Raw genomic sequence first — 25,752 nt, forward strand, 5'->3', positions numbered from 1 at the left:
ATTCCTACTTTTTCATATCGCTATTTTCAGCCTCCGGTTTTATCTTTTTCTTCCTGAAGATGAAGAGTTCACTCAATCGGTCCATCTTCCGGCGCAGCACAAGGCCGACACCCGTTTCGGTTATCTCACCGTCGAGTATGCTTTCGTAGTTTTTATTATGGAATACACGGACATATCGAGTACCCGACGCATCAAGACGGTATTCCAGCGATATATTGTCAATGAATGATTCCGCATCGTTCGTGGCATTGGCCCCGGTGGACACTTTTCCACCGATGACTATCTGTACGCGGTCGTTGAAGAAACGCTGGGAATAACGAAAACTGAAGTCTTTCTGCGTGTCACCCGTTTCAGCAGAGGTACGGTCTTCCACACCTACACTGATATTGGCCCCTTTTATACCTCCCGCCAAGGAGTTTATCTGGCTCTGAAGCACTGAGTTCAAGGCGGCTCCCATTGACAAACCTCCTCCTTTGGCACCACTGTTCAGGTAAATACCCGTGGCAAGCATGGCAATGGCCTGCTTGCTACGCTCTTCTGCACCCATTGCCTGCAGCTCATTCTCTACTGCGGCATCTTCGGGCGCCGAAATATCGAATATCAAATCGGGAGCGTCAAGCCTGTTCTTGATGGAAATGGAAACATCGAAGTTCACCATGCGCGAACCGTCCCCGTCACCATCGGCCACAGAAGCACGCATACGTTCCGTAGCCTTCAGGCTCAGCGTAGGATTCATAATATTCCCCCGCCAATCCACATAACTGCCGGGATTGAACTGGAACTCCTTCAACGGGATGATAGGCAGCGAATATTTCATGACGCCACCCGAAAGGGTATAGCGTCCGGTAAGGCTCATATCCCCTTGGGGAGTATACTGCATATTCAAATCACCGCCACCTTCCAGTTCGATGTATTTGCTGCGGTCGGGACTCAAGTCAGCACGAAGACGGACAGCATCGTCAATATGGACGGACATATACATTTCCAATCCTCCCAAAGACATGGCAGGAACCTCATCTGCTTTTACCGACGTCGTATCGGTGAACGAGGTAAAGGTAACCAGCCCACTGAGACGGTCTTCCACCGTTAAAGGGGAATCGGTCAACACGTAGGTTACGTTGGTATTGCCCAGCAAATTCATGTTTCCACGCATCGTGAGCCCGTCAAGCGGCCCCTTCACCGTGGCATGCAAGTCGACGAACACCTTTCCATACACCAGACTTTCGCGGGTACGCGGTGCATCCAGCAACGTATAGTTCTCTGCCAGCAGATTGAGGTTGGCAGTAGGACGCTCCATATTCCGGAAATCAACCTTACCGTCAATCGTAAACGGATTCTTGCTGGTGGTATAAATGGCAAACTTATCAAATATCAACTGATTGTCCTTTATCTGTACCGGACGGTTGTCGAACCAGTAACGTGCTCCCGCCTGGCGTGCATAGACAGACACACTGTCCAAAACAATATCACCATGCATTTGAGGCTTGTCCAGCGAACCATAAATATAAAGCCCTCCATCAATATCTCCGGTAAAGGCCACCGTTTGGTCAGGGATGAATGCATTGGCCATCTTCAATGGAAAATGCTCGAAACGGGTGGACACTTCCAGGGTATCCTTTCCGTTCTTCTGCGTCAAGATACCGTCGGCGGTCATCACTTCTTCATTATCATATGTAAAATAGGTATTCAGATAGTGCGTATTCTTGTCGCCCGGCAACCAGGTAGCCCCCAGGCCGATGTCTCCAACCGGTTGGCGTTCGTAGGTCAGTTTCTCTACATTGGCTTCGGCGGACACCTGCAGGGAAGTGGCAGTCTGTATATAATTTGCTTCGGCGGAGAACAATCCCGTAAGCCGGGGCATATAAGGAAGTACCTCCGTAAGTTCATCCAAGCGCAATCGGCTCAGTTCTACGTTTATATTCTGCAAGGAAAGGGTATCATTCTTGTCGGATTGCATACGGAAACACAGACCATCGTCGCTGTCCATATCAATATTGGCATAGACGCGCATATTCTTATGCAGATAAATCCAGTTACTATTGTCCGCAAAGTGGAATTTACGGAAAGCGATAATCGGCTCGGCAGGAATAAGGTTCAGCAGCACACCATTACCGCGACCGTGTCCTTCGGTCAACGGACGGGCATTAATACCGAATAGAACACCGGTCTGCCCTTTTCCATTCACATAATCCACAGTCAGTTCCGCATCTTCATTACGGACTTCACCCGTCAGTGTGCTACGGAACACAAACTGCGGGTTCTTGGGACCGTTTATGACACCACCTTGCAACTTCATGCGGGCAGTATCCTGCTTTACTGTAAAAAATATCGTATCGAGCTGCAAGGAGTCCATGCGCAATCCGTGAACAGCTGTACGTCCATTGATGCCGACTTGCGGAGTAAATCCGAAGCTCAGTTTGAAATCATTATAGGAAATACCCTTTGCAGCCAGGAAATAGCTGACGGGATTCTGGTTACCGGCTTCCAGATGCATGCCCGCTGAAGGAAGGACTTGGCGCAAAGCGGCATGGTCCAAACGCCGTTCATCAATCTGCTTTGTCAGGATAGAGACAAATTTATCCGACTGTTCCATCAACTTCTTCAACGTGCTGTGAGCGCGGAAACGCAGATTCAAGTCACCGGCATCAAGCCTCAACTTGAGAGAATCATGACGTGCCTCCGCTCCCATTGTAAAGGCAAACGGGTGTTTCAATGGTCGGGGCACCAAACCCAGCTTATGCAGATTCACCTCTTCCACATTTAAATCCAAAGCGCCATCCAGATAGCTGCGGTCAAGACGCATATCCGCATTTCCCTGCATCTTGAGAAGGACATTATCGCTGGCAAGACGGACGGTAGCAACGGATGACTTGAGTCCGGCATGCACATCTACACCGGAAATGTCCCAATGGCCATACTGTAGTTTTTCCAAGGAGGCATTCAAAGCGGCCACAGTTTTTCGTGATGCCACATCCACCCCTTGCCCCTTAGCGGACATCTTTGCCGTAAGAGTATAGATAGAGTCCTTGGGCAGGAAGTGATGCACCTGCAAGTTGTTGATGGCAAGGTCGGCATGGTAGGCTTCCGTAGCAAGATTATAGGCGGCGTCCAAATTCAAGGCGCCTTCCTTCTCCTTCAGTTTCAGGGCGGCAGTGCACTGCGCCCCCTCCATACCGAGACGTGCCGCAAGGTGCATACTGTCCGGCACAATGATGGAGCCATCGGGAGCAATGTCAGCTAGTCCGGTCAGGAAGTTCAAGTTCTGCGTATGCATTTCGAAGTCCATGCTTCCATTACGTTTCACACTGTCGGTCAAGCTCCAGAATTCTCCTCCCCCACTCAACGAAAAGGCTCCGGGCAGCTCAGCCGTAAAACGGGAAATCTGCATCTGCTTCAGGTTTCCTTCCGTACCGGCATGAATCACCAACGGACGGAACGGATAGGCTTCCTTGAAAGCTTCCGGCAAGCCACCGGCAAAAAGCAGTACATCCTGTTTGCCGATACGGGCATTGAAACGGGCTGTCAGACGGCCGGTGGTAGGTATATTTATCAGTTCCCAGTAAGTCTGTGCCGTAAGGTTCATCTCACTATGAGGTGTCAGCAACTTCAAAGAAGGGATACGGATAACGGTAGAATCGGCAAACAACCGCCCGGTCAGGGAAGTTACACTCAAACCGGAACGCTCATACATGGAAAATTCCCGGATAACGGCATTCATATCTCTGCCGTAGTACATCACAGAATCAATGCCCAGGCGAATGTCGCGAAGAGCAATGTGCGAGGGGTCGAAGCCTATCGCACTCCCCGGGCCACCGGTATCATAATTGACAGAAGTTCCAGTCAGCAGGAATTTTCTCCAGCCATAGAACTGGTGTTTCAGGTCGGCAGCAGCGTCCGCAATCTCAGCATCTCCTATATGGGCTTTCAGCCCCATGGAGTCCAATGGCATCTGTAAATCGACCGAGACGTTCTTCAACTTCAGAGTATGGAGTGTGACTTTCCAGTTTAACGCAGTGTCAGTAGTGTCCTTGGGAGTCTCAGTGGTATCTGCAAGCATCACCTGCACATGGGTATCGCTCAATTCTATATTATTGAGGATGGCATCTTCTTTTGTAAGGTCTATGCCATGGCTTTCGAAAAAGAAATGCCCCAGTACTCCTTTGATGCACATACCTTCCATTAAATTGGAGGAGTTGACAGCAACTTGTTTCAAGGTAATGTCATCCACCTCCACTTTCCCTTTGAGTAAAGGCCATGCCTGTACCCGTACGTTCAAACTTCCAAGATTCAGCAAGGTATCGGGATGCTGCACATCAACAGCACTGTCGGCAGGCTGTACCACCAATACACCGCGGACCAACAAATTCAAAGGAAAGCGAAGGTCAATCCGCTCCACGGATATGTCCATACCCGTAGCACCTGATGCAATTGCCGTAGCCTGCTTCCGTATCAAATTCTGTACGGGAGGCACATAAAGCAATATCATCAATATTATAAACAGTATAATAGGAGTAAGCAACACCCACAGTGCTGTTCTCAACCATTTTCTTCTCATCGGAACGTCAATCTTTCATCGTATTTAAAAGTCCTACAAAGTAAACAATTTCTTTCGACATTTGGTTCCCGACAGAAAAAAATCACGTATTCTTCTCTGTTCCCCCATTACGGAAAAGCTGTTGCCTGAGTAATGACATCCTCTATCAAAACGAGGGCGGCAAGGGCGTGTTCTTTCAACTCTCCGGTAAAAGGCACTCCATGAGAAGTTTCCAACAGTTTCAGCAATGCAACCAGTTCCGCTGCTCCAATTAAAGTAAAGAGGGGAATCATTTTGTGGGAGACAGCAGCCATCTCGTCCACATCCTCATTCTCCACAGCCTTCTGCAAACGCTCCGCATTGAGGCGGGTTTCAGCCACAAAACTTTCCAGAATGGACTTTGCCGCCTCGGGGTCATCGACCGAAAAAGCAGTGAGCGAAAAGAATTTATACCCCGGGCAAGCCGAAGTTTCCGAAACTTCCATAACCTCCATCCCTTTGTCCTCCATATTCAATTCATGTAGCAATTCACTGACGGTAAACGGCTTATGCAGGCATCCGGCAAATCCATGCACCGTAAATTCCTCACGCTGCATGTCACTGCGGGCAGTGACAGCAATCACCGGAACAGACTGTGCCTGCGGTATGTTCGAAGCACGAAGCAGTTTCAGTAAATCAAAACCATTAATAGCAGGCATCTGCACATCAGTAAGCAGAACATCAAAGGTTGCAGTGCGCAAGGCATCCAGCAGTTCATCCAGTTGTAAACAAGAGACAGAATTTATACCACTCTGCTGAAGCATGGCGGCAGTAAGGGTAAGCTGAATACGGTCATCATCGATAAGGAGGACATTCTTCAGTGAAGAATGAGGAACGGGGAATGAAGAATTGCCATTCGGCGTGGCAGCACATCCCGATTCTTCATCCTTCATTCTCCGTCCTTCACTCCTTACGGGATAGATAGGAATATATATGGTGAAAGTGCTTCCCTTGCCTGGCACACTGTCTACATCAATCGTGCCTTCAAGCAACTGTACCAGCATACGGACAATGGAAAGTCCAAGTCCAAACCCCTCTTTACCCTGAGCACCCGGTAAGCGGGTAAACTCCTGGAAGATACGTTCCCGGTCGGCAGGTTCCATACCTTTACCGGTATCAGCAATGGCAACTACCAGTCGACGGTCCTCGTAACGGGCAGTCATGGTAACACTGCCTTGGTCCGTAAACTTCACGGCATTGGACAGCAAATTGTTGATAATCTGGCGCAGACGCAAGGGGTCGCAAATATAGGTACCGCCCAGCTCCGGGGCAATGTCGCAATGAAGCGCCAGTCCTTTGGCAGCCGTAAGTGGTTCAAAACTGACGTGTATCTCTTCAAGCAGGCGGGAAGGATGAAAGGTGACCCGGTTGATTTCGGCCTTGTTCAAATCAAGACGATGGAAGTCGAGCAAATCAACGACCAGCTTCAGCAGATGTTCCGATGAGGTTTTCATATTGTCCAGATAGAACCGCTGACGCTCATCCACCGTCAGACGGGAAAGCAAGTCGGCATAGCCCATAATAGAACCGAGCGGGGCTTTGAAATCATGGGTAATGGCAAGCATCAGTTTTTCACGGACAGCGAGTAAATCCTCGGCACGACGACGGGCCTCTTCCAACTCACGACGGTAACGGTTGCTTCGGGTTATGTCGCGGCCGATGATAATAAGAAAAAAAGCGGAAAGCAACACCGCACCTACGGCAATGCCACTGATAATCTTGGCCGAACGGCGTCGGACCGCTTGTTGATACTCGGCTTCCGTCCGTGCACGCAGCAGAGTTTCCGTCTCGTAATCTTTCAGCAAGCTGTCAATACGAGCGGTCAGCATATGGTCCAAGCGTTGCAGATAGCGTTTACGTCGCTGTATAACAGTGTTTACAGCTTTTTTCTGCTGGGCCACGGCACGCAGTTTCTCATGCAAAGAATCGGCCGGATTATAGGGTTCAATCACCGTATCCGTTGCAAATTCAAGGGAGGTCTTTACCTGGATAGCCGTATCTTTCTTTGGGGGGACAAACACTTCACCCAAACGACGGAAAAACCCCTTCTTCCGAGGGCGTGTCACGACGGTATCCCGATGTGTAATGATACGGTGCTGCACACGCTGCTGGGTCACTACCGAGTCCTGCTGGGCAATTATCTGCTCAATGTCACTGGTGGATACCATGCTGTCATTCGCCTCACTCAGCGTGCGCAGCATTTTTATCGTATTGGTATCCTTCTCGCGTATCAAGGCAAGCACGCTGTCTGTCCATTGTACATCGCGGTCATCAGTAAGAATAAGGTTCTCCATTTCCCGGTGTACGAAAAACAAGGAAAAGAACAATACCGCCAGCAACAAAGTGTAGCCTACGGCAATCTTTACTTTGGAGACATTATTCATACTATCAAATCCTTTCCCTGGTCTGTTTACGGAACCTCAACCACAGCATCACTCCCGCACTGGTCAGTCCGAACGGGAAAGCCATCCAGACCCCCGTCAGTCCCCAGCCGAAGATGAAACCGCAGAGGTACCCTACGGGCAAAGATATAACAAAATAGGATATAAATGCAATAATCATCATCGGTTTCACATCCGAGATACCACGCAGGGCATTGGCAAAATTAATCTGCAATCCGTCACCGAACTGGTAAATCAGGAACGGAAAGAAGAGAGCGGCTACCATACCGGACACTTCCATATTATCTGTAAACCATCCTCCGACCTGACCGCGAAGTGCAAAGACAATACTCAACAGCACCACTTCCATGCATAAGATGACGTGAAGGCCAGCATACGCCGAACGGCGCACATTTTGCCCGTCGCCCTGCCCCTTAAAGTTACTGACACGCACAGCAACTGCAGCACCCATGCCATAATACATCATGAAGGTGAACTGAGAGATAGTGAGCATTATCTGATGTGATGCCAGAGCAAGTGTCCCCAGCCACCCCACCATGACAACACTGAGGCTGAAGGAAGCGGTCTCCATTCCCATCTGCATACCGACAGGCCAGCCCAAAGCATTGAGTTTCCTGAACATCGGTGTCGACCATCCCAGCCTCATAAATCCGAGTCTATAACGGATAAAACGGCGACTACGAAGCACAATCACCGCAAAGACCACGACCATCACAATGCGAGAGAACAAGGTACTTACACCCGCACCAAGCAATCCCATCTCCGGGAAACCCAATTTTCCATTGATCAGAATATAGTTTCCTACGATGTTAAGCGCATTCCCTCCAAGCAGAATCCACATGGCCGTCTTGGTGTCGGTGATGCCATCCGTAAACTGTTTAAAGCCGTTGAACAACATGACAAAAACCAGTGAAGCAAGCAGCACTAGATAATAAGGCTTAATCAGAGGCAGTAATTCTTCGGGCTGTCCCAGCCGCTCCACATTGAAATAGAGAACAGCCATGACAAGAGTCAGCAACAAAGCCACCAGCACATTGGCAACCAGGCTACACCGCAACGCCTGCCCTGCCTCGGCAAAACGGCGGTTACCGTAGAAGCCTCCCACAACCGGAGTCAGCCCGTAGCTGAACCCCGTACTGAAAATAATACAGAGAGTAAACAGATTGTTTACGAAAGAAGCGGCACCCAGTTCCTCCGTGCTGTGATGCCCAATCATCAGCGTATCGGCAAAACCAAGCACAATGACTCCCAACTGCCCCACCACAATGGGTAGCCCCAGGAGAAGCAATGCTTTATAGTGCTGCTTATACGTATCAAATAATTTTTTCATACTAAAGGTTTTCTTTTTGGTAATAAAGCACAATCCCGTTTTCATCGCGGAAGGTCTGTTGGGCGACCCTATGAAGCTGTTCTGCCGTCACAGAGCGGTAATTGTCCACTTCACGGTCTATGTCTTCCGCCTGCCCGGTCAGTTCAAACCAGGCAAGATTCGTGGCAACATTCAGATAATTGATGTTGCCGAATATCTGTGTAGACTCAAACTTGTTCTTTACTTTCTCCAATTCTTGTTCTCCAACAAACCCGGATTTCAACTCTTCCAACTCTTTCCGGACAGCAGCCTCGGCTTGTTCCAAAGATACGCCTGCAGATGGTTTTCCACTGATATGCAGCAGGCCGGCATCCCGTGTACCGGAGATATAGGCATCGAGACTGGAAAAGAACTTCTGCTCCTGCACCAGCCTGCGGGTCAAGCGACTGGAACGTCCATTGCTCAGAATATCCGACAGAATATCGAAGGCATAATAATCGGCATCCTCACGGCTGCACATGTGATAAGCCATGAACAAAGCATCCAGAGGAACATTCCGTTCCACCGTCTGCCGGCGTTCTGCCGTCTGTACAACTTCTTGCGGTAATTGCCTTACGGGCACATTCCTACGGGGAATGGGAGCAAACCATTTTTCTGTCAGCCTAACCGTTTCTTCCCACGAAATATTTCCGGTAACGGCCAGCACTGCATTATTAGGTGCATAAAAACGAAAAAAGAATTCCTTTACCTCGTCCAGCGTGGCATTGGCAATGTGAGAGAGGTCTTTCCCGATAGTAGGCCAGCGATAAGGATGCGTTTGATAAGCCAAAGGACGAAGCAGATGTCCCACATCACCATACGGCTGGTTCAAGCAACGTTGTTTAAATTCCTCCATCACTACCGCACGCTGCACTTCAAGACTTTGCTCACTGAATGCCAGTTCCAGCATGCGGTCGGACTCCAGCCAGAAGCCGATTTCCACATTCGATTTTGGAACCGTCAAGTAGTAATTGGTTATATCATTATTGGTCCATGCATTATTCTCTCCGCCTGCCAATTGCAAAGGAGCGTCATAATCAGGAATATGCACCGAACCTCCGAACATCAGATGCTCGAACAGATGGGCAAAGCCCGTATGCTCGGGATGTTCGTCACGGGCACCCACGTCATAAACAATATTCAAGGCAACCATCTGCGTGCTGGTGTCCTCATTGTGCACCAACCGCAGACCGTTGTCAAATATCTTTTTGTTTATTTTCATAAAATGGAATGACAGAATCTATCATCAATCTATCACTGTCACTTTTTTAATAACCACATCCTCTTCGGGACGGTCGTTACGGTCAGTCTTGACCTTCTGTATTTTATCAACAATATCCATACCTTCCAGCACTTCACCGAACACGGTATATGCACCGTCCAAATGTGGAGTACCGCCCACGGTAGTATAAGCCTTCACCTGCTCGGGGGTAAACTTGAACTCCGGTTCCTTGGCAACCTGAGCCTCTGCCTGCGCAATCAAGGAATCTTGCAAATCCATCAGACCGTCCTGGTCATTATTCTTGCGCATCTTGTAGATTTCCTTCATGTGTTTCTGCGCCAACGCGTTGAAAGCATTGTTCAAGCGCATCTGATTCATCTGCTGTTCCATCCCCAACAAGGTAGAGTCATTATACACTTTTCCGGTCACAATGTAGAACTGGCAGCCGGATGATGCCTTGTCAGGGTTCACCTCATCACCCTGGCGTGCAGCCGACAAAGCACCTTTTTTGTGAAAATACTTCGGATAAACAAATTCGGCAGGAACGGTATAACCCACGTCGCCTGCCCCCAGCATCTTGCCTTTCGGAGCCTTCTTCGATTCCGGGTCACCTGCTTGTATCATAAAGTCCTTGATGACACGGTGGAACAGCGTACCTTCATACGTGCCGTCTTCCACCAGCTTGATAAAGTTATCACGGTGTTTCGGGGTTTCATTATACAGTTTCACGGTGATGTCACCCGCACTTGTTTCAATCTTCAGCTTCGTTTCTTTTTCCATATCTTCCTCTTTCTTTTGTCCCGGCTTGCAAGCAGTCAGACCGCAAACCAGTATAGTTAATAATACAATAAGATTTCTTTTCATTTTGTTTTTTATTTAATTTAAGTTTGCAAATATACTAAAATCAGACAAAAGCACTTACCTTTGCCTACATAAAAGAGATAAAAGGCTAAAGCAATGACATCCATATTAATTGTAGAAGATGATATTACTTACGGCATGATGCTAAAAACATGGCTCGGCAAAAAAGGTTTCCAAGTAACCTCTGCCAGCAACATTGCCCGTGCTCAAAAACATATTGAGTCGGAAACCGTAGATTTGATATTGTCTGACCTGCGCCTGCCCGACAAGGATGGCATTGACTTATTGAAATGGCTGGGCGAACACGGCCTGCAAATACCGCTTATCATCATGACAGGATACGCTGACATACAGTCGGCCGTCCAAACCATGAAACTGGGAGCCTGCGATTACATTGCCAAGCCTGTGAACCCGGACGAATTACTGAAAAAAATAGGCGAAGCCTTGAATGCATCATCCTCCGCTTTGAAACAGATGATGCATTCGTCCCGAACAGATGATGCGTTTACCCCAAACAGACCATCCGTTTCACCCAAACAGACGATGCATTCCGACAAGATGAAAAATCAGCCTCTGAAGGGTGCAGAAGGCTCATTGTTCTCCTCCGACTTCCTTGAGGGAGAGAGCGACGCAGCCAAACAACTCTACAATTATGTGAAACTGGTTTCACCTACCAATATGTCTGTACTCATCAATGGTGCCAGCGGAACGGGCAAAGAATACGTAGCTCACCGCATCCACCAGCTCAGCAAGCGTGCCGACCAGCCGTTTGTAGCCATCGATTGCGGTTCTATTCCCAAAGAATTGGCCGCTTCGGAGTTCTTCGGGCACATAAAGGGCGCCTTTACCGGCGCACTGACCGACAAAACGGGCGCTTTCGTCGAAGCCAACGGCGGTACCATCTTCCTGGATGAGATAGGTAATCTGAGCTATGAAGTGCAAATACAGTTGCTGCGTGCTTTGCAAGAGCGCAAGATACGTCCGGTAGGTTCAAACAAAGAGATAAGCGTGGACATACGTCTGGTATCCGCCACCAACGAAAATCTGGAGCAAGCCATCGAAAAAGGGGCGTTCCGTGAAGATTTATATCACCGTATCAATGAATTCACCCTACGCATGCCGCAACTCAAAGACCGCCGTGAAGACATCCTGCTCTTTGCCAATTTCTTTCTGGACCAGGCCAACCGCGAAATGGACAAGCAACTGACCGGCTTTGATGACAAGGCATCCCGCGCCCTATTGGAATATCCCTGGCCCGGCAATCTACGCCAAATGAAGAATATGGTACGCCGTGCAACCTTGCTGGCACAAGGCAAATTCATTACTATCAACGAACTGAATGAACTGAAAGAACCCGCACCGGCCATCATCGGTATCCCTCTCCGCAATGAGGAGGCAGAGAAGCATCAAATCATCGAAGCCTTGCGGCAGACGGGAAACAACAAGAGCCGCGCTGCACAACTGTTGGGCATTGACCGCAAAACGCTGTACAACAAGTTGAAGCTTTATAACATATCCGACAGTTAATCTTTTTATTTCAATACAGAAAGCACAAGTATGCTAAAAAAACTACTATACGAAAACACCTTCAACCAGATTTTCACACAACACTATACACGCTTATATTTATACGCCTATCATCTGACCAACGATGCGGAAGCAAGCCGTGACATTGTAAGTGACGTATTTGCCAAATTGTGGGAAGACATCAAGCATATCAAGCAGGAAAATGTATCTGGTTATCTCACCACAACGGTACGTAACCGGTGCATAGACCATTTCCGTCATCAACAAGTAGAGATACAATACACCAAGGAATATTTTGCAGAAGTCGATACATTCTATACAGACTATACAGAAGCTATGAGGCAAGACATCCTGATAAGTAAAATGCTGGATAAACTACCTGCTATGACACGACATATTCTGGAGGAATGCTATTTAGCCAGAAAGACTTACCAGCAAGTGGCAGACGAGATGAATATCAGCCCCAACACGGTGAAGAAACACATCTCCAAGTCTTTAAAAATGCTAAAAGAGTTATTCGGCAGTGAAAAAGACTTGCCGAACGGACCGGATTTCACTACTGAAACGTATATAATATAAATATTCATCATGGAAGAGCATTCACTACATACCAACAATCAACCACTTCCGACGGAAAGTGAAAAGATGACAACAAAAGAGGAAGTTGCCCTACGACATCATTTCCTCTTGACGAACACGAAGCAACCGGATGTGGAGGCAGAATTGAAGCGTTTCAAACAAAAGCAGCAACGCCTATCAACCAGACAACTGATAATAGTCAGCAATGCAATAACAGCTGCCGTATTACTTGGATGCATATGGTTATTCCAAGTTCTTTCTGGCCCGAATAATTCAAAAGAGAAGGAATTACCAGAAACAATCTTTCTGGCCGATAACAGCTTGACAGAAATTACATTGCAGAACCAAGAAGGAAACCACATAGAACTCAATCAGCAGACATCTGCAGATGAATTGTCCGGCATATTCGGTGCACAAAATGACGAACAAGGCAGGCTGGACTACCGAAACAACATCCGGCAAGAGGTTTCTATGCAAACAGTCAGTACTCCACGCAAGAAGGAATTCAAACTGACCTTATCAGACGGGACTGAGGTCTGGCTCAATGCTGAAAGCCAGCTATCTTATCCTTCCCGTTTCAAAGGAAACGAAAGAATAGTCCATCTGCAAGGAGAAGCCTATTTCAAGGTAGCACACGACAAGCAACACCCTTTCATTGTCTACACAGAGAATCTGCACACACAGGTACTCGGTACAGAATTCAACATCCGCAATTATCCCTCAAGCGAGGCTCTAGTCACGCTCATCAATGGCCAAGTAAAGGTTAAAAATCGCCAGAATAACCTAAGTAAGCTACTTGCTCCGGGAGAGCAAGCTTGTCTGAACAAAGAAGGAGACTTCTCCATCAGCCATATTGATGCGGATGAATATGTGGAATGGAAAGATGGCTACTTCTATTTCGACAACAAGCCCTTGGTAGAAATTATGCGTGACCTAGGAAGATGGTACAATGTAGACATCATCTTTATCCACCCTTCAGACAAGAACATCCGCCTGCACTTCCTTGCCAAACGCCATGAAACATTAGAGCAAGCCATTACTTTGTTGAACAGCTTGAATAAGGTAAAAGCAAGTGTGAAAGAAAATAAAGTTATCATTGAATAATCGGCTCTGACACCCATTATTCCTTTTATTTTTTACTTTTTCTTAAAAAAGCATACCCGTTTTTTGATTTCAATCGTACTTTATATATAGCCGGGTCCCAAACAGCTAAATGAATCATAAAGTATAATTTTAAAATCAAAAGTGCAATGAGAAAAAGATTTTTGTTTCTATTTGTCTTGTTATTGTCGCTGGCAATTTCACAAGCGACCGCACAAGAGAGACAAAAAGAAACCATTCAGCTCACTTTCGACAACGAAGAATGGTCGGACGCATTGAAAAAGGTAGGCAAAGCCTTTGGGTACAAAATCCTATTTACCTACGACGATGTCAAAAACCGCAAGGCAACTTGCTCCATCAAGACTACCTCAGTAGGAGAAGCTATCAAAGCAATCATTGGCAATGAACCGTTCACGTATACACAAAACGGGAATTTTATCAGCATCATTTCCACTGATAACAAAAAAGACAAGCAAACGCGTACGGTCACGGGGCGGGTCACAGATGAGAACAGCCAACCATTACCCGGTGTGGCCGTAAGTACCCCCGACAACACAACAGGAGTCATCACAAACATAGACGGCTACTTCAAACTTCAGTTGCCAGCCGGAGCAACCTCTATCAACCTTACCTATGTAGGTATGCAGCCATTAATGGTTAAGGCCTCCGAGCAGTTCATGAATCTGGTGATGCACGAAGATGCCCAAGAACTGCAAGAAGTGGTTGTTACTGGCATGCAGAAAATGGACAAACGTCTATTTACCGGCGCTTCCACCCGTTTGAAAAGCGAAGAGATGAAATTAAGCGGCTTGCCTGACATCAGCCGTTCGCTTGAGGGCAGGGCAGCCGGTGTATCTGTACAGAATGTATCCGGCACATTCGGTACAGCTCCTAAAATCCGCGTACGCGGTGCCACCTCCATATATGGTAACAGCAAGCCACTCTGGGTAGTGGACGGTGTGATTATGGAAGATGTGACAGAAGTCAGCGCCGACGATCTCTCATCAGGAGATGCAGAAACACTAATCAGCTCAGCCATTGCAGGATTGAATTCCGATGATATTGAAAGCTTTCAGATTCTGAAAGACGGTTCAGCAACCTCCATTTACGGAGCACGAGCCATGGCCGGTGTGATTGTTGTCACTACCAAGAAAGGTATGGCCGGAAAGAGCAGAATCAGTTATACCGGTGAATTCTCCCTCCGCTTGATTCCAAGTTATTCCGAGTTCAACATCATGAATTCACAAGAACAGATGGGTGTCTACAAGGAAATGAGGCAAAAAGGCTGGCTGAATTTCGCCGAAACCTACCGTGCCTCCCAAAGCGGCGTCTATGGTAAAATGTACCAGCTCCAGAATAGCTACGACCCGATAACCGGTACCTTTGCATTGGCCAATACTCCCGCCGCAGAAAATGAATACCTACGCTCCGCAGAATACCGGAATACAAACTGGTTCGACGAGCTCTTTAACAGCAACTTCACACAAAATCATTCGGTCAGCGTTTCAACCGGTACAGACAAGGTCTCGTTCTATGCTTCATTGAGTGTCATGAACGACCCGGGATGGTACCAACAAAGCAAAGTAAACCGTTATACCGCTAATGTAAACACAACTTACACTATTTCCCAACAACTGAGTTTGAATCTGATATCCTCAGCTTCCTACCGTAAGCAGAAAGCCCCTGGCACATTAAGTCAGAGTATAGACCCTGTGTCCGGTGAAGTAAGACGCGATTTTGACATCAACCCTTACTCCTATTCCATGAATACATCGCGTACACTGGATGCACACACCTTCTATACCCGTAACTATGCAGATTTCAACATCCGGCACGAATTGGATAATAATTACATGAACCTGGATGTGGTAGACCTTAAATTCCAAGGCGAACTGAAATGGAAACCCATAAAGGGACTGGAACTCGGAGTGTTAGGAGCCGCCAAATTTTCAGAAACCGGCAATGAACATATCATAAAGGATGACGCCAATCAAGCTATGGCTTACCGGGCTATGGACGATGCTACCATTCGTGACAACAATCCGTTCCTATACGACGACCCGGATTATGATTATGACTTACCTATCTCTGTTTTGCCACAAGGAGGTATATACCAAAAAACCACCTACAAAATGCTAAGTTATGACTTCCGGGCTACAGCGAACTACAATACCAACTTCGGTGAAGATCATATCATTAATTTATTTGCCGGTACTGAGGCCAATTCCATTGACCGCAACAAGACCTACTTTAATGGATGGGGTATGCAATATTCCATGGGAGAAATTCCTTTCTACGTCTACCAGTTCTTCAAAAAAAGCATTGAAGATGGTGCAGACTATTATTCACTTGCCAATACAGCCAGCCGTTCAACTGCTTTCTTCGGGAATGCCACTTACTCCTATAAAGGGAAATATACTGTAAATGGAACCATTCGATACGAGGGGACCAACCGTCTGGGAAAAAGCCGGACTGCCCGTTGGTTACCTACCTGGAATATATCCGGTGCCTATAATGTACACGAAGAGGTCTTTTGGGAATCACTGCGCAACTCCATCTCCCACCTTTCCCTCAAAGCTTCCTATTCGTTGACCGGTGACCCGGGCCCATCATCAGTCAGCAATTCTCTGATTGAAATTAACAGTTACAAACCTTACCGACCAGGAACAAATATCCAGGAAAGCGGACTCCAGATACTGAACCTGGCCAACGACGAACTGACCTACGAAAAGAAGCATGAACTGAATATCGGTATGGAAGTCGGTTTTTTAGATAACCGAATCAACTTGGCTGCAGACTGGTATAAACGTAACAACTATGACTTAATAGGAATTATCCAAACAGAAGGTGTGGGTGGACAAATCAGCAAATTTGCCAATGTGGCCAGCATGAAATCACATGGTGTAGAATTCACCCTTTCTACCCGCAACATCAAGACGCGTGATTTCTCCTGGAACACAAATTTCATCTTCTCGCATGCCAAAAACGAAGTCACCAAACTCGATTCCGAAACAGAGGTCATGTCCGTAGTATCCGGCAGCGGATTTGCCTTGAAAGGATATCCGGTAAGAAGTCTGTTTTCCTACAATTTCCAAGGACTGAACCAAGATGGTCTACCTACATTTATCGACCAAGACGGTAATTTGACTTGTAACGGAGAAGATATTAATTTTCAAAGTCAAAATCTGGAACATCTGGTATACGAAGGACCTACAGACCCTACCATAACCGGAAGTTTCGGCAATATATTCAGCTACAAAGGTTTCAAGTTGAATGTCTTCATGACCTACTCCATGGGAAATGTTATCCGTCTTGATCCAGTATTCAGCAGCTCCTATTCCGACTTGGATGCCATGCCAAAAGAGTTCAAAAACCGCTGGATTGCCGCCGGAAACGAAACCGTGACCCAAGTTCCGGTTATTGTATCCAATGGCCAGAACACCAATGATCGCTATTTGAAAGTACTCTATAACGCCTACAACTATTCCACAGCGCGTGTAGCCAAAGGAGACTTTATCCGCATGAAAGAAATATCGTTCTCCTATGACTTTCCCAAAAGATGGACCAGTAAAATAGGAATAAGCGACCTTTCCATGAAATTGCAAGGAACCAACCTTTTCCTGATTTATGCAGATGACAAACTGAATGGACAAGACCCGGAATTCTTCCGCACTGGTGGTGTATCCGCTCCCGTACCCAAACAGTTTACACTGACACTGAAATTCGGTATTTAATTTTTAATGAAAAACTTTATCAGAATACTAGGCATGAAAAAGAAACATATCATACTTTATACAGCAGCAGCCATCTGTACCGCCCTATGTACTTCCTGCAGCGACTATCTGGACAAAATGCCGGACAACCGGGCAACCGTTGACACCGAAGAGAAAATTACCAGCCTATTGGTATCGGCATATCCCAACAGCCATTATGCACTGATAGCCGAAATGTCTTCGGACAACACAGATAAAAACGGACTTTCCTCCTATACCGCCATCAACAAATTACAAGAACAGGCAGCTCTATGGGAAGACATCACCGAAAAGGAGATGGATAGTCCATATGACCTATGGAATGACTGCTACAAGGCTATAGCGTCTGCCAACCTTGCACTGCAAGCCATTGAAGAAATGGGAACTCCCTCATCCTTACTCCCACAAAAAGGAGAAGCACTAATGTGCCGTGCCTATGCTCATTGGGTACTTACCAATATTTTTTGCCTGAATTATAACTCTCAAAGCAGCACTACCGATCTTGGCATTCCTTACATGACGGAATCAGAAAGTGCTGTATCTCCCCACTACAGCCGCGGCACAGTAGCGGAAGACTATCAAAGAATGGCAGATGATATAGAAGAGGCACTGCCCCTAATGAATGATGAACATCTCTCCGTTCCCAAATACCACTTCAACCGCAAAGCTGCTTATGCCTTTGCTGCACGCTTCTATTTGTTCTACGTTCAAAAAGACAAATCAAACTATGACAAAGTAATTCAATATGCCGGTGAAGTTTTAGGCAATACCCCTGCAGAAGTATTGCGTGACTGGGCTACCATAGGCGCTAAAGAAAGTAACAACTCCGTACGTGCCAAAGCCTATGCAGACGTCAAGGATAGGGCCAACCTCCTGCTTTATTCCACCTTTTCGGTATGGGCGCGTACCTATGGGCCCTATAAAACCGGTTCACGCTACACGCACAATGTAACCATTGCCTCTTCTGAATCGTGCGCCGACACCCCCTGGGGAAACCGCGAAGAATTCTATTTCCGAATCCCGTCTTATCCGGCTATACCCAAAGTGATTATGGCTAAAATGGCCGAATACATGGAACTTACGGACATGACTAACGGAATCGGTTATCTTCATGTCATGTATCCGGCACTTACCACTGATGAAATCTTGCTGACACGTGCCGAAGCCTATGCCATGAAGGGAGAATATGACAAGGCACTGGCAGATCTCAACATTTGGGGAAAGGCTTTCTATGAATCCACCTCTGACGTTACAGTAGAAGACATCAATACCTTTTACGGTACTCCGGTATACGACTCCAAAGGTAAACTTATTTCGGGTATGGAATACTATACTTCGAAAGTTGCCACTCCCAAAAAACGACTTCATCCCGACTTTACTGTGGCAGCGGGTACGCAAGAGAATTTCATCCATGCCATTCTGCATGCACGCCGTATCCTACTGCTGCACGAAGGCAAACGTTGGTTTGACATCAAGCGCTACGGCATTGAAATCTACCGCCGTACCGTATTGGGCAGTCAAATCACTATTACCGATGAGCTGAAAACCGACGACCCACGCAGGGCCATCCAACTGCCACAAAGTGTTATCAACGCTGGCATGGAACCCAATCCTCGCAATTAATAACCTTTACAACTAGATATTGAACATTATGAGAATCTACTTTTATATCATTGCCATGGCGTTCGCATTACTACAATTCACTTCCTGCCAGGAAGAAGAACTGGACCGTAACAGTATTTTCACCGACGAACCGACCACGGAAAAGAACAGCTTCGACCAATGGCTGAAAAAGAACTATACAGATACCTATAATATCAAGCTGATATATCGGCTGGAAGATATGGAAACCGACTTCAACTATACACTTGCACCTGCCGATTTCATTATGGCACAGAAATTGGCCAAAGTGGTGAAGTACACTTGGCTAGAAGCGTATGACGAAGTAGCAGGACTGGACTTCACTTGTACTTATGTTCCTAAAATCATTCATATGGTAGGCTCTCCTGCCTATGAAGAGACAGGGTCTGTCGTACTGGGTCAAGCAGAAGGAGGATTGAAGATTACACTCTACATGGTGAACTACTTTACTCTCGATGCCGCTACCCTGAACTCACTCTATTTTGAAACCATGCACCACGAATTTGTCCACATCCTTCATCAGACAAAGAACTATGATACAGAGTTCCAGCGTATCTCCGAAGGCAATTACGTAGACAATGACTGGTACCTATCCGATGATGAAGAAGCACAAGCAAAAGGTTTTGTCAATGCATACGCCAGCAGCCAGCCTGACGAAGATTTTGCAGAAACAATTGCCATATACGTTTCCATAAAACCCACGGAGTGGAAAGAACTGTTATCCAAAGCAGGCGAAAACGGAGCAAGCCTCATCGTCCGCAAGCTTAACATGGCAAGACAGTATATGAGCGAAACATGGAATATCAACCTTGACGAGCTTCGCAACGTCACCCAGCGACGTCTGAGTGACGTTACCGATGGGACATTAGACCTAAGCCCCGTCGCTACACTTGATGAAACTGATTAATTACTATCAATCGTTATGAAAAATATGAAGAAGTTTATATATACATTCTATTTACTATGCAACTTGGCCTGCATCTGCTCATGCGTAAATGAAGAGGCAGACTTATTCGACTCTTCAGCTGCCCAACGACTCAACCAAGCAGTGACAGAGTATACCGACCTGCTTGAGAACAGTGAAAACGGCTGGATTATGGATTATTATCCTTCTGACGGTTCCCTGGGTGGCTATACCCTCACCGTCGTGTTCAAAAATGGGAAATCTGCCATTGCTTCCGAGATATCCTATGCCAACGACAGTGGAGAAAGTTGGCCGGCAGGCACTGAGGTCACCTCACTCTATCAAGTAAAAGCCGAGCAGGAAGTAATCCTTACTTTCGATTCCTACAACCCACTTCTGCACTATTGGTCGGAGCCGACTGACAGTGACAACCCAACCGGCTTTGAAGGCGACTATGAATTTTCCTTTAAGGAAGTAGGACAAGACATCATTCTACTGAAAGGGAAAAAACACGGCAATCGCATGATGCTGACCCGTCTCAGAGAGCCCGCCAGTACTTATATAAAGAAAGTGTTGGATATGAGCGACCGTCTGTCTGCCAGTCCACGTTTGAGACTTGAAGTAAATGGCAATACACATGCATGCCTGCTGAATGCCAAACAGTTCACCTATTACCCCGAACAAGACAATGTTACCCAACGCACCAACAGACCTTACCTCTTCACGGATAAGGGCATCCGTCTCTATGAGCCGGTGAGCATTGACGGCAGCACTTTCCAAGAATTTATACTGGAAGAGGATATGCAACTGAAAGCAGTGGATTCCAATGTCAGTTTTCCGCGTCCTAATCAAATGGAGGTGTTCTGCGCCGGTACTATGAAGTGGTCTTTCAGTTTCGACTTTGATGATGAAAAAGCCGAAATGAGTGACAATTTATGGACATTGCTTCAGGAGATCAACGAAAAAGATAGGGACGAAATGGGAGAAGACATTACAAGCATGTTCATAGGAAAGAATCCCAGCTACCCGGCAGGTGACACCTATCCTATCTGTATAGGATGGACAAGCAGCTGGTTCATGGATGACTACGATATTTCCTACGGTATTGACATGCGCCCCATTGACGGGACGGACAATCAGGTGAGCATCATTCTGCTGGGTCCCGGTTATGATTTCGAGTTATACAATTTCATGCAACCCCTCGCTACATTCATCGAAGAGCACAGCCCTTACAAAGTGGAATTTGACGACATAGACAACCCCACATCAGCAGTCATGAGCAGTATATCCGACAGCAATACCTGGTTCAAGATTGCCCGATAAGAAGTATTAACCATAGAAATTGAACAATAATGAAAAAAATACATCTATTATGGTTGCTTGCTGGACTCCTCACACTAGCAACCGGCTGCAGTGAAGAGGATTATTCAGAACTGACAAGCTCCCAAAAACTGGAAATAGTAAAATCCGATGTGAACTTCTCTGCCGAAGCCTCCCAAGGCGTCATTGAAGTGAAAACCGACCGTACTCTGAATGCCACTTCAAGCGAGGAATGGTGTACCACCAGTATATCAGGAAATATAGTAACCGTTCATGTCGAGTCCTTGATTGCCCGTGAAGGCAGAAGTGCTCTTATCACCCTTAGCGATGGCGTAAAGAAAGCTCAAGTCACCGTCCACCAAGCAGGCATCATTTGGGGGCTTCAAGGCGAGAGACTCTATTTTGTCCCTGCCGAAGCCAACGAGGTACAGATACCTGCCAAAATCAGTTGTGAGTATGACACAGACTTCAGTGCCCCTTCCTGGATGAACGGAGAATTGAAGGGTGATACCTACACCGTATCCATAGGGCAGAATACCGGTGACCTGCGCAGCGGGAGCATCACCTTCAAATCAGTACTGGGAGACAAAAAGTATATATTCGTACAATTAGGTCCCCACGGTTATGCCGGCACCTATACAGCCAAATATGAACGGCCTATCGGCACAAACGCCAAAGAACGTGAGGAACGTGTACAAAGTGGGGTACGACTGACTCGCGACGATGACAACCCCACCCTCTATTACTTTGAGGATTTGAGTCGTATAAAAGGCATAAAGGTTCCATTGGTATACGACGAGAACAAGCGTATCATGAAAATCGGGAATACAACCTTTGTCGACATGATAGTCGATGAAAGCGGAAAGCGCCATGAAATGCGCGCCATCACCGTGGCACAGGGTAAAAGCGGATTGATTGCCACAAGCTATCTGGCCAAATATGAAATAGTTTTCGCCATTGAATGGGATGAAGTCACTTCCAGTCTCTCTATGAATATGATAGACACCGGTGAATGGAAAAACTATACACAAATAGCTTTCCAATTATCTCTCTTTAAAGAAGGTTCAAAAATCAATGGAGCCAATAATGAAGGTTTCACTGATGCCTTCTATTTCTTTACTATGAACAAAGACTGATATTATTAAAAGCCTCTGAGAGAGAGGGGAATATAAGCCGGTAATTCCGCTATTCTCCTCTCTTCTTCAGTTATAAAAACAAAAAGCGTAGAATTATTCCACACTCCCCTCCACACATTCCACACTTTTCCACACTATACCACACAGCGCGCAAAAGCGTATGCAGCTAATCTTCAACATCTTAATCAGCACGCACATCTTTTGGCACATCATTTGACCTATATTAAGCGTAAGCCACAAGCGCTACAACAAGCAAGCACTTAGACTTAACAACAATATATTATCAACCTAAAGCAAATGAATTATGAAAAAATTAGTATTAGTAGCAGCCCTGTTTATGTTTGTTTGTGGCGGATCGTTCTTGGCTCAAGCTAAGGCTCCGGTAGAACAGCCGAGTAAGACAACCACCTTGTCTAACGACACTGTGGTAACGGATACTTTGCAGAAAGCCGAGAACGTCCAAGACACAGCAAAAGTGGCCCAATAACAGTAAGCACACTACAACAAAAAAGCCGTTTCCCCCTTGTCTATTCTGGGAAACGGCTTTTTTCATTTCATCTTCCTAAGCTACTCATTACCAACAGGAAGGAACTTTATTTTTCTTTATCGGCATTAAAGTGCCACTTTATCGCGGATAAAGCAGTACTTTATCACCATTAAAGCATCACTTTATCGCGACTAAAGTGTCGCTTTATCAGCGATAAAGTGGAACTTTAAAACGAGTAAAGAGAAAATAAAGCAGCATCCCATTCATTATAAACACGTTATGGCGCAAGATAGGCTGCGAAGCATCAAAACAGTTCCGCAGCCTATCACCTATTCAAATTCGGGAGGAACCGGATTACCAGTGTCTTTCCGGATAAAGGTCATTCCACCATGCCGGGCTATCCTGCAACCAACGGGCAAACCAAGCCATGATTGAATTGTGCCACAATTCACGCTTTGCATAATCAAGCACAAAATGGTTCTCACCATCCACAGTAATGAATTCCACCGGCTTACCCAATATCTTCAGCGCATTATACAATTGGATACTTTCACCGATAGGTACATTCGTATCCACCGTGCCATGCAGCAACAACAGAGGAGTCTTAATCTTGTCTGCATTGAACAGCGCTCCATGTTTCGTAAACAAATCGGGATTATTCCAAGGATAGCTATCGGCTGCCGCAACAGAGTTATAGGAATATCCCCAGAAACCCTCGCCCCAATAGCTCGTCACATTGCTGATGCCAGCATGCGAGGCAGCGGCAGCAAACATGTCCGTCTTAGTCTGCAGATACATCGTCATGAATCCTCCATAAGAGGCACCCAGGCATCCGATACGTTTATCGTTGACAAACGGATGGGCTGCACAGAATTTCTTCGTACCTTCAATGATCTCATCGGCCGTACGCTCACCCCATGCATTGACATGGCGTGCAGAGAACTCCTGGCCGTACCCGATGGCACCACTGGGCTGGATAACATAAACCACATAGTCACGTGACGCAAACAACTGTGCACAGTACGGGGAAGTTATACCGCGGGTTGTAGGAGTCGTTCCTCCATAATAGTATACGATAAGCGGATACTTCTTGTTCGGGTCAAAAGACGGCGGCAGACAAACCATTCCCTTTATCTCCGTACCGTCCGAAGCTGTGAAATTCCACTCCTCCATCTGCCCCAATTCAATCTTATCGAGAACAGGTTTCATCGGATCAGCCAGCAAAGTAGAGACTTTCTTCTTCGTGTCATACGTATAAGCTACGCCCGTACTGGTATTCCCGCCACCCACATAGGCAGCCACTGCCGGATTATCGTTTGCCAGCGTGAAAGAAGTAATCACATCCTCTTCAAGCGGAAGCATTTCAAAGCTTCCCGTCTTCGGAACATAACGGTAGATATGCCTGCAATCCCCATCGGTCGTATCGAAATAGATACATCCGTCCACACGGTTCCACTGCACGGGAGACACCGTAGGATTGAAATCGCGCGTGATAGCCTGCACTTTCTTTGTAGCCAAATCCATAATGAATGCTTGGGTATCAAAGTCATTGGCAATGGGATGTTCACCGCAGTTCTTGCCGATGCCTCCGAAGGCGGACGGACTGCCGGTCACCAGAAGCTGTTTCCCGTCCGGCGAGTAGGAGGCACTTCCCAGATAAGCATCCCAGGCGACCAGCGTATCTGCCTGCAAGGTGGCCAAATCAATCTCGAAAAGAGAAGAGAGGGAGAAAGGGCATCGAGTGATGTCCGGCTTGGAAGTGCTGCACAACAGTTTCTTGCCATCCGGGGAAATATCATTCAGATAGACGTTGTGACTACCGTAGGTCAGACGCTCGGAAAGTCCCGTCGCCACATCGTATTTCATGAGATAATAGCGGTCACGAGAATTGGGGATACGGTCGTCCGGATGCAAGAGACGTTTCAACGGGCCACTCACCTTTTCGCCCTCGTCCGTGAGCATATAAATAAGATAGTCTTCTGTAGGAGACCAGCTGAAATATCCTTCGGGAACATTCTTCAGCAGCACTTCCTCACGCATCGTGGCAGGATCGAACACAACCAGGTCATTCTGCTCCTCGCCCATAACCGTATAATAGAGCTTGTTGCTGTTGGGCATCCAGTTCATCTTTTCATTGGCATTGGGCAATATCACCCGGCCGGTCTTTACCTCGGTCAGCTCACAACGGGTCCTGGAACGCTTCACGTCGTAATTGTCCGAATAGCGGGTCAGCAGATACTTGCCGTTGGGCGAAAGAGAAACCCTGCTCGCTCGGGAGCCGAAATTGGTGTTGAACAAAGAGAAACGTCTCTTCATGTCCGGTGCCATCCGGCAGGCTACATCGGCAAAGTCCTTTTCCTTTTCAAATTCGCATTTCAGCATCGGCTGCATCTTGTCGTCCGCGCTTGAAAGCAACTTGATGACAATCTCATAATCCGCTTCGGGGTCCATACGCAAACTGACAGCCGTAGGACGGACTTGCGACAAGCTGTCCTCCGCTGTCTCCTTGACTTGCTTGGATTCACCGTTTACAAACACCTCAAAACGGGCAGGAGAATATACATTCAGCTTGCCCTTCATGAAACGCTCCGCACGCAGATTGGTAGCAAACAGATAGAACAGATTGTCCTTGTCCGCCTTTGCCACAGTTACATATCCAGCCGTATCAGCAACCATACGTTCGTACCGACCTCCGTCGAAGTCGAGACTGACCTTCGTCTTCAGAAGATTGCCGGTAGTAAACTTGTCTCCCTTGAAGTTGATACTATCGCCCTGGAGGGGAGTGCGCACCGTAACGGCCGGACGCACGTTATACTCAGCAACTCTTTCCTGAGCTTGGGCAGCCAATCCCGCAAGGAGCAGCAAACCCGACAAAACTGTGATTTTCTTCATTACTGTA

15 protein-coding genes are annotated in these 25,752 nt (G+C 46.9%); 9 read left to right on the forward strand and 6 right to left on the reverse strand.

The genetic code is table 11. The features are described 5' to 3' along the window. Window positions 1-4: 4 nt before the first annotated feature. The 5 genes from DXD78_RS15920 to DXD78_RS15940 all read right to left on the reverse strand — a co-directional run bounded on the left by DXD78_RS15920 (window position 5) and on the right by DXD78_RS15940 (window position 10,409). A complete protein-coding gene (locus DXD78_RS15920; protein ID WP_009037265.1) occupies window positions 5-4,555 on the reverse strand; it encodes a translocation/assembly module TamB domain-containing protein in 4,551 nt (1,516 codons plus the stop codon). A gap of 107 nt (window positions 4,556-4,662) precedes the next feature. Continuing rightward, a complete protein-coding gene (locus tag DXD78_RS15925) occupies window positions 4,663-6,957 on the reverse strand; it encodes a hybrid sensor histidine kinase/response regulator (RefSeq protein ID WP_009037266.1) in 2,295 nt (764 codons plus the stop codon). Window positions 6,958-6,961: 4 nt separating this feature from the next. Next, entirely contained in the window at window positions 6,962-8,305 is a 1,344-nt protein-coding gene (locus DXD78_RS15930; protein WP_009037267.1) for an MATE family efflux transporter, read from the reverse strand. 1 nt (window position 8,306) lies between these two features. Further along, complete coding sequence (locus tag DXD78_RS15935; protein ID WP_005834912.1) at window positions 8,307-9,545, reverse strand: pitrilysin family protein; 1,239 nt, start codon at window positions 9,543-9,545, stop codon at window positions 8,307-8,309. Between the two features lie 24 nt (window positions 9,546-9,569). Beyond that, window positions 9,570-10,409 carry a peptidylprolyl isomerase gene (locus DXD78_RS15940; RefSeq protein WP_009037268.1) on the reverse strand — a complete coding sequence of 280 codons (840 nt, stop codon included), beginning with the start codon at window positions 10,407-10,409 and terminating at the stop codon, window positions 9,570-9,572. 93 nt (window positions 10,410-10,502) lie between these two features. Between DXD78_RS15940 and DXD78_RS15945 the strand changes: the two genes are divergently transcribed. From DXD78_RS15945 to DXD78_RS15985, 9 genes are all read left to right on the forward strand, one after another. Further along, a complete protein-coding gene (locus tag DXD78_RS15945) occupies window positions 10,503-11,933 on the forward strand; it encodes a sigma-54 dependent transcriptional regulator (RefSeq protein WP_009037269.1) in 1,431 nt (476 codons plus the stop codon). A gap of 30 nt (window positions 11,934-11,963) precedes the next feature. After that, complete coding sequence (locus tag DXD78_RS15950) at window positions 11,964-12,512, forward strand: RNA polymerase sigma factor (RefSeq protein ID WP_009037270.1); 549 nt, start codon at window positions 11,964-11,966, stop codon at window positions 12,510-12,512. Window positions 12,513-12,521: 9 nt separating this feature from the next. Continuing rightward, the gene (locus tag DXD78_RS15955) at window positions 12,522-13,616 is read left to right on the forward strand and encodes a FecR family protein (protein ID WP_009037271.1); all 1,095 of its coding nucleotides are present in this window, start codon (window positions 12,522-12,524) and stop codon (window positions 13,614-13,616) included. A gap of 146 nt (window positions 13,617-13,762) precedes the next feature. Next, window positions 13,763-17,347, forward strand: a complete 3,585-nt coding sequence (locus DXD78_RS15960) for a SusC/RagA family TonB-linked outer membrane protein (RefSeq protein ID WP_034528901.1) — start codon at window positions 13,763-13,765, stop codon at window positions 17,345-17,347. A gap of 33 nt (window positions 17,348-17,380) precedes the next feature. After that, a complete protein-coding gene (locus DXD78_RS15965) occupies window positions 17,381-18,988 on the forward strand; it encodes a RagB/SusD family nutrient uptake outer membrane protein (protein WP_009037273.1) in 1,608 nt (535 codons plus the stop codon). Window positions 18,989-19,016: 28 nt separating this feature from the next. Then, complete coding sequence (locus tag DXD78_RS15970) at window positions 19,017-19,913, forward strand: putative zinc-binding metallopeptidase (protein WP_034528903.1); 897 nt, start codon at window positions 19,017-19,019, stop codon at window positions 19,911-19,913. Between the two features lie 24 nt (window positions 19,914-19,937). Next, entirely contained in the window at window positions 19,938-21,233 is a 1,296-nt protein-coding gene (locus DXD78_RS15975) for a DUF4302 domain-containing protein (RefSeq protein WP_227741016.1), read from the forward strand. Window positions 21,234-21,262: 29 nt separating this feature from the next. Beyond that, entirely contained in the window at window positions 21,263-22,366 is a 1,104-nt protein-coding gene (locus DXD78_RS15980; protein WP_009037276.1) for a BACON domain-containing protein, read from the forward strand. A gap of 304 nt (window positions 22,367-22,670) precedes the next feature. Continuing rightward, window positions 22,671-22,853, forward strand: coding sequence for a hypothetical protein (locus tag DXD78_RS15985; protein WP_009037277.1), 183 nt, complete (start codon window positions 22,671-22,673; stop codon window positions 22,851-22,853). A 354-nt stretch (window positions 22,854-23,207) separates the two neighbouring features. Here the strand turns inward: DXD78_RS15985 and DXD78_RS15990 are convergent, their stop codons facing one another. Continuing rightward, entirely contained in the window at window positions 23,208-25,745 is a 2,538-nt protein-coding gene (locus tag DXD78_RS15990; RefSeq protein WP_034528905.1) for a prolyl oligopeptidase family serine peptidase, read from the reverse strand. Window positions 25,746-25,752 lie beyond the last annotated feature (7 nt).

Source organism: Bacteroides sp. D20 (assembly GCF_003436255.1).
Classification (GTDB): Bacteria; Bacteroidota; Bacteroidia; order Bacteroidales; family Bacteroidaceae; genus Bacteroides; species Bacteroides uniformis.

Bases quoted from the DNA above. Each gene is read 5' to 3' on its own strand.
- DXD78_RS15940 (WP_009037268.1), bottom strand. From the start codon at position 10,409: ATGAAAAGAAATCTTATTGTATTATTAACTATACTGGTTTGCGGTCTG.
- DXD78_RS15970 (WP_034528903.1), top strand. From the start codon at position 19,017: ATGAGAATCTACTTTTATATCATTGCCATGGCGTTCGCATTACTACAA.
- DXD78_RS15935 (WP_005834912.1), bottom strand. From the start codon at position 9,545: ATGAAAATAAACAAAAAGATATTTGACAACGGTCTGCGGTTGGTGCAC.
- DXD78_RS15955 (WP_009037271.1), top strand. From the start codon at position 12,522: ATGGAAGAGCATTCACTACATACCAACAATCAACCACTTCCGACGGAA.
- DXD78_RS15985 (WP_009037277.1), top strand. From the start codon at position 22,671: ATGAAAAAATTAGTATTAGTAGCAGCCCTGTTTATGTTTGTTTGTGGC.
- DXD78_RS15960 (WP_034528901.1), top strand. From the start codon at position 13,763: ATGAGAAAAAGATTTTTGTTTCTATTTGTCTTGTTATTGTCGCTGGCA.
- DXD78_RS15950 (WP_009037270.1), top strand. From the start codon at position 11,964: ATGCTAAAAAAACTACTATACGAAAACACCTTCAACCAGATTTTCACA.
- DXD78_RS15965 (WP_009037273.1), top strand. From the start codon at position 17,381: ATGAAAAAGAAACATATCATACTTTATACAGCAGCAGCCATCTGTACC.
- DXD78_RS15920 (WP_009037265.1), bottom strand. From the start codon at position 4,555: ATGAGAAGAAAATGGTTGAGAACAGCACTGTGGGTGTTGCTTACTCCT.
- DXD78_RS15980 (WP_009037276.1), top strand. From the start codon at position 21,263: ATGAAAAAAATACATCTATTATGGTTGCTTGCTGGACTCCTCACACTA.
- DXD78_RS15945 (WP_009037269.1), top strand. From the start codon at position 10,503: ATGACATCCATATTAATTGTAGAAGATGATATTACTTACGGCATGATG.
- DXD78_RS15990 (WP_034528905.1), bottom strand. From the start codon at position 25,745: ATGAAGAAAATCACAGTTTTGTCGGGTTTGCTGCTCCTTGCGGGATTG.
- DXD78_RS15930 (WP_009037267.1), bottom strand. From the start codon at position 8,305: ATGAAAAAATTATTTGATACGTATAAGCAGCACTATAAAGCATTGCTT.
- DXD78_RS15975 (WP_227741016.1), top strand. From the start codon at position 19,938: ATGAAGAAGTTTATATATACATTCTATTTACTATGCAACTTGGCCTGC.
- DXD78_RS15925 (WP_009037266.1), bottom strand. From the start codon at position 6,957: ATGAATAATGTCTCCAAAGTAAAGATTGCCGTAGGCTACACTTTGTTG.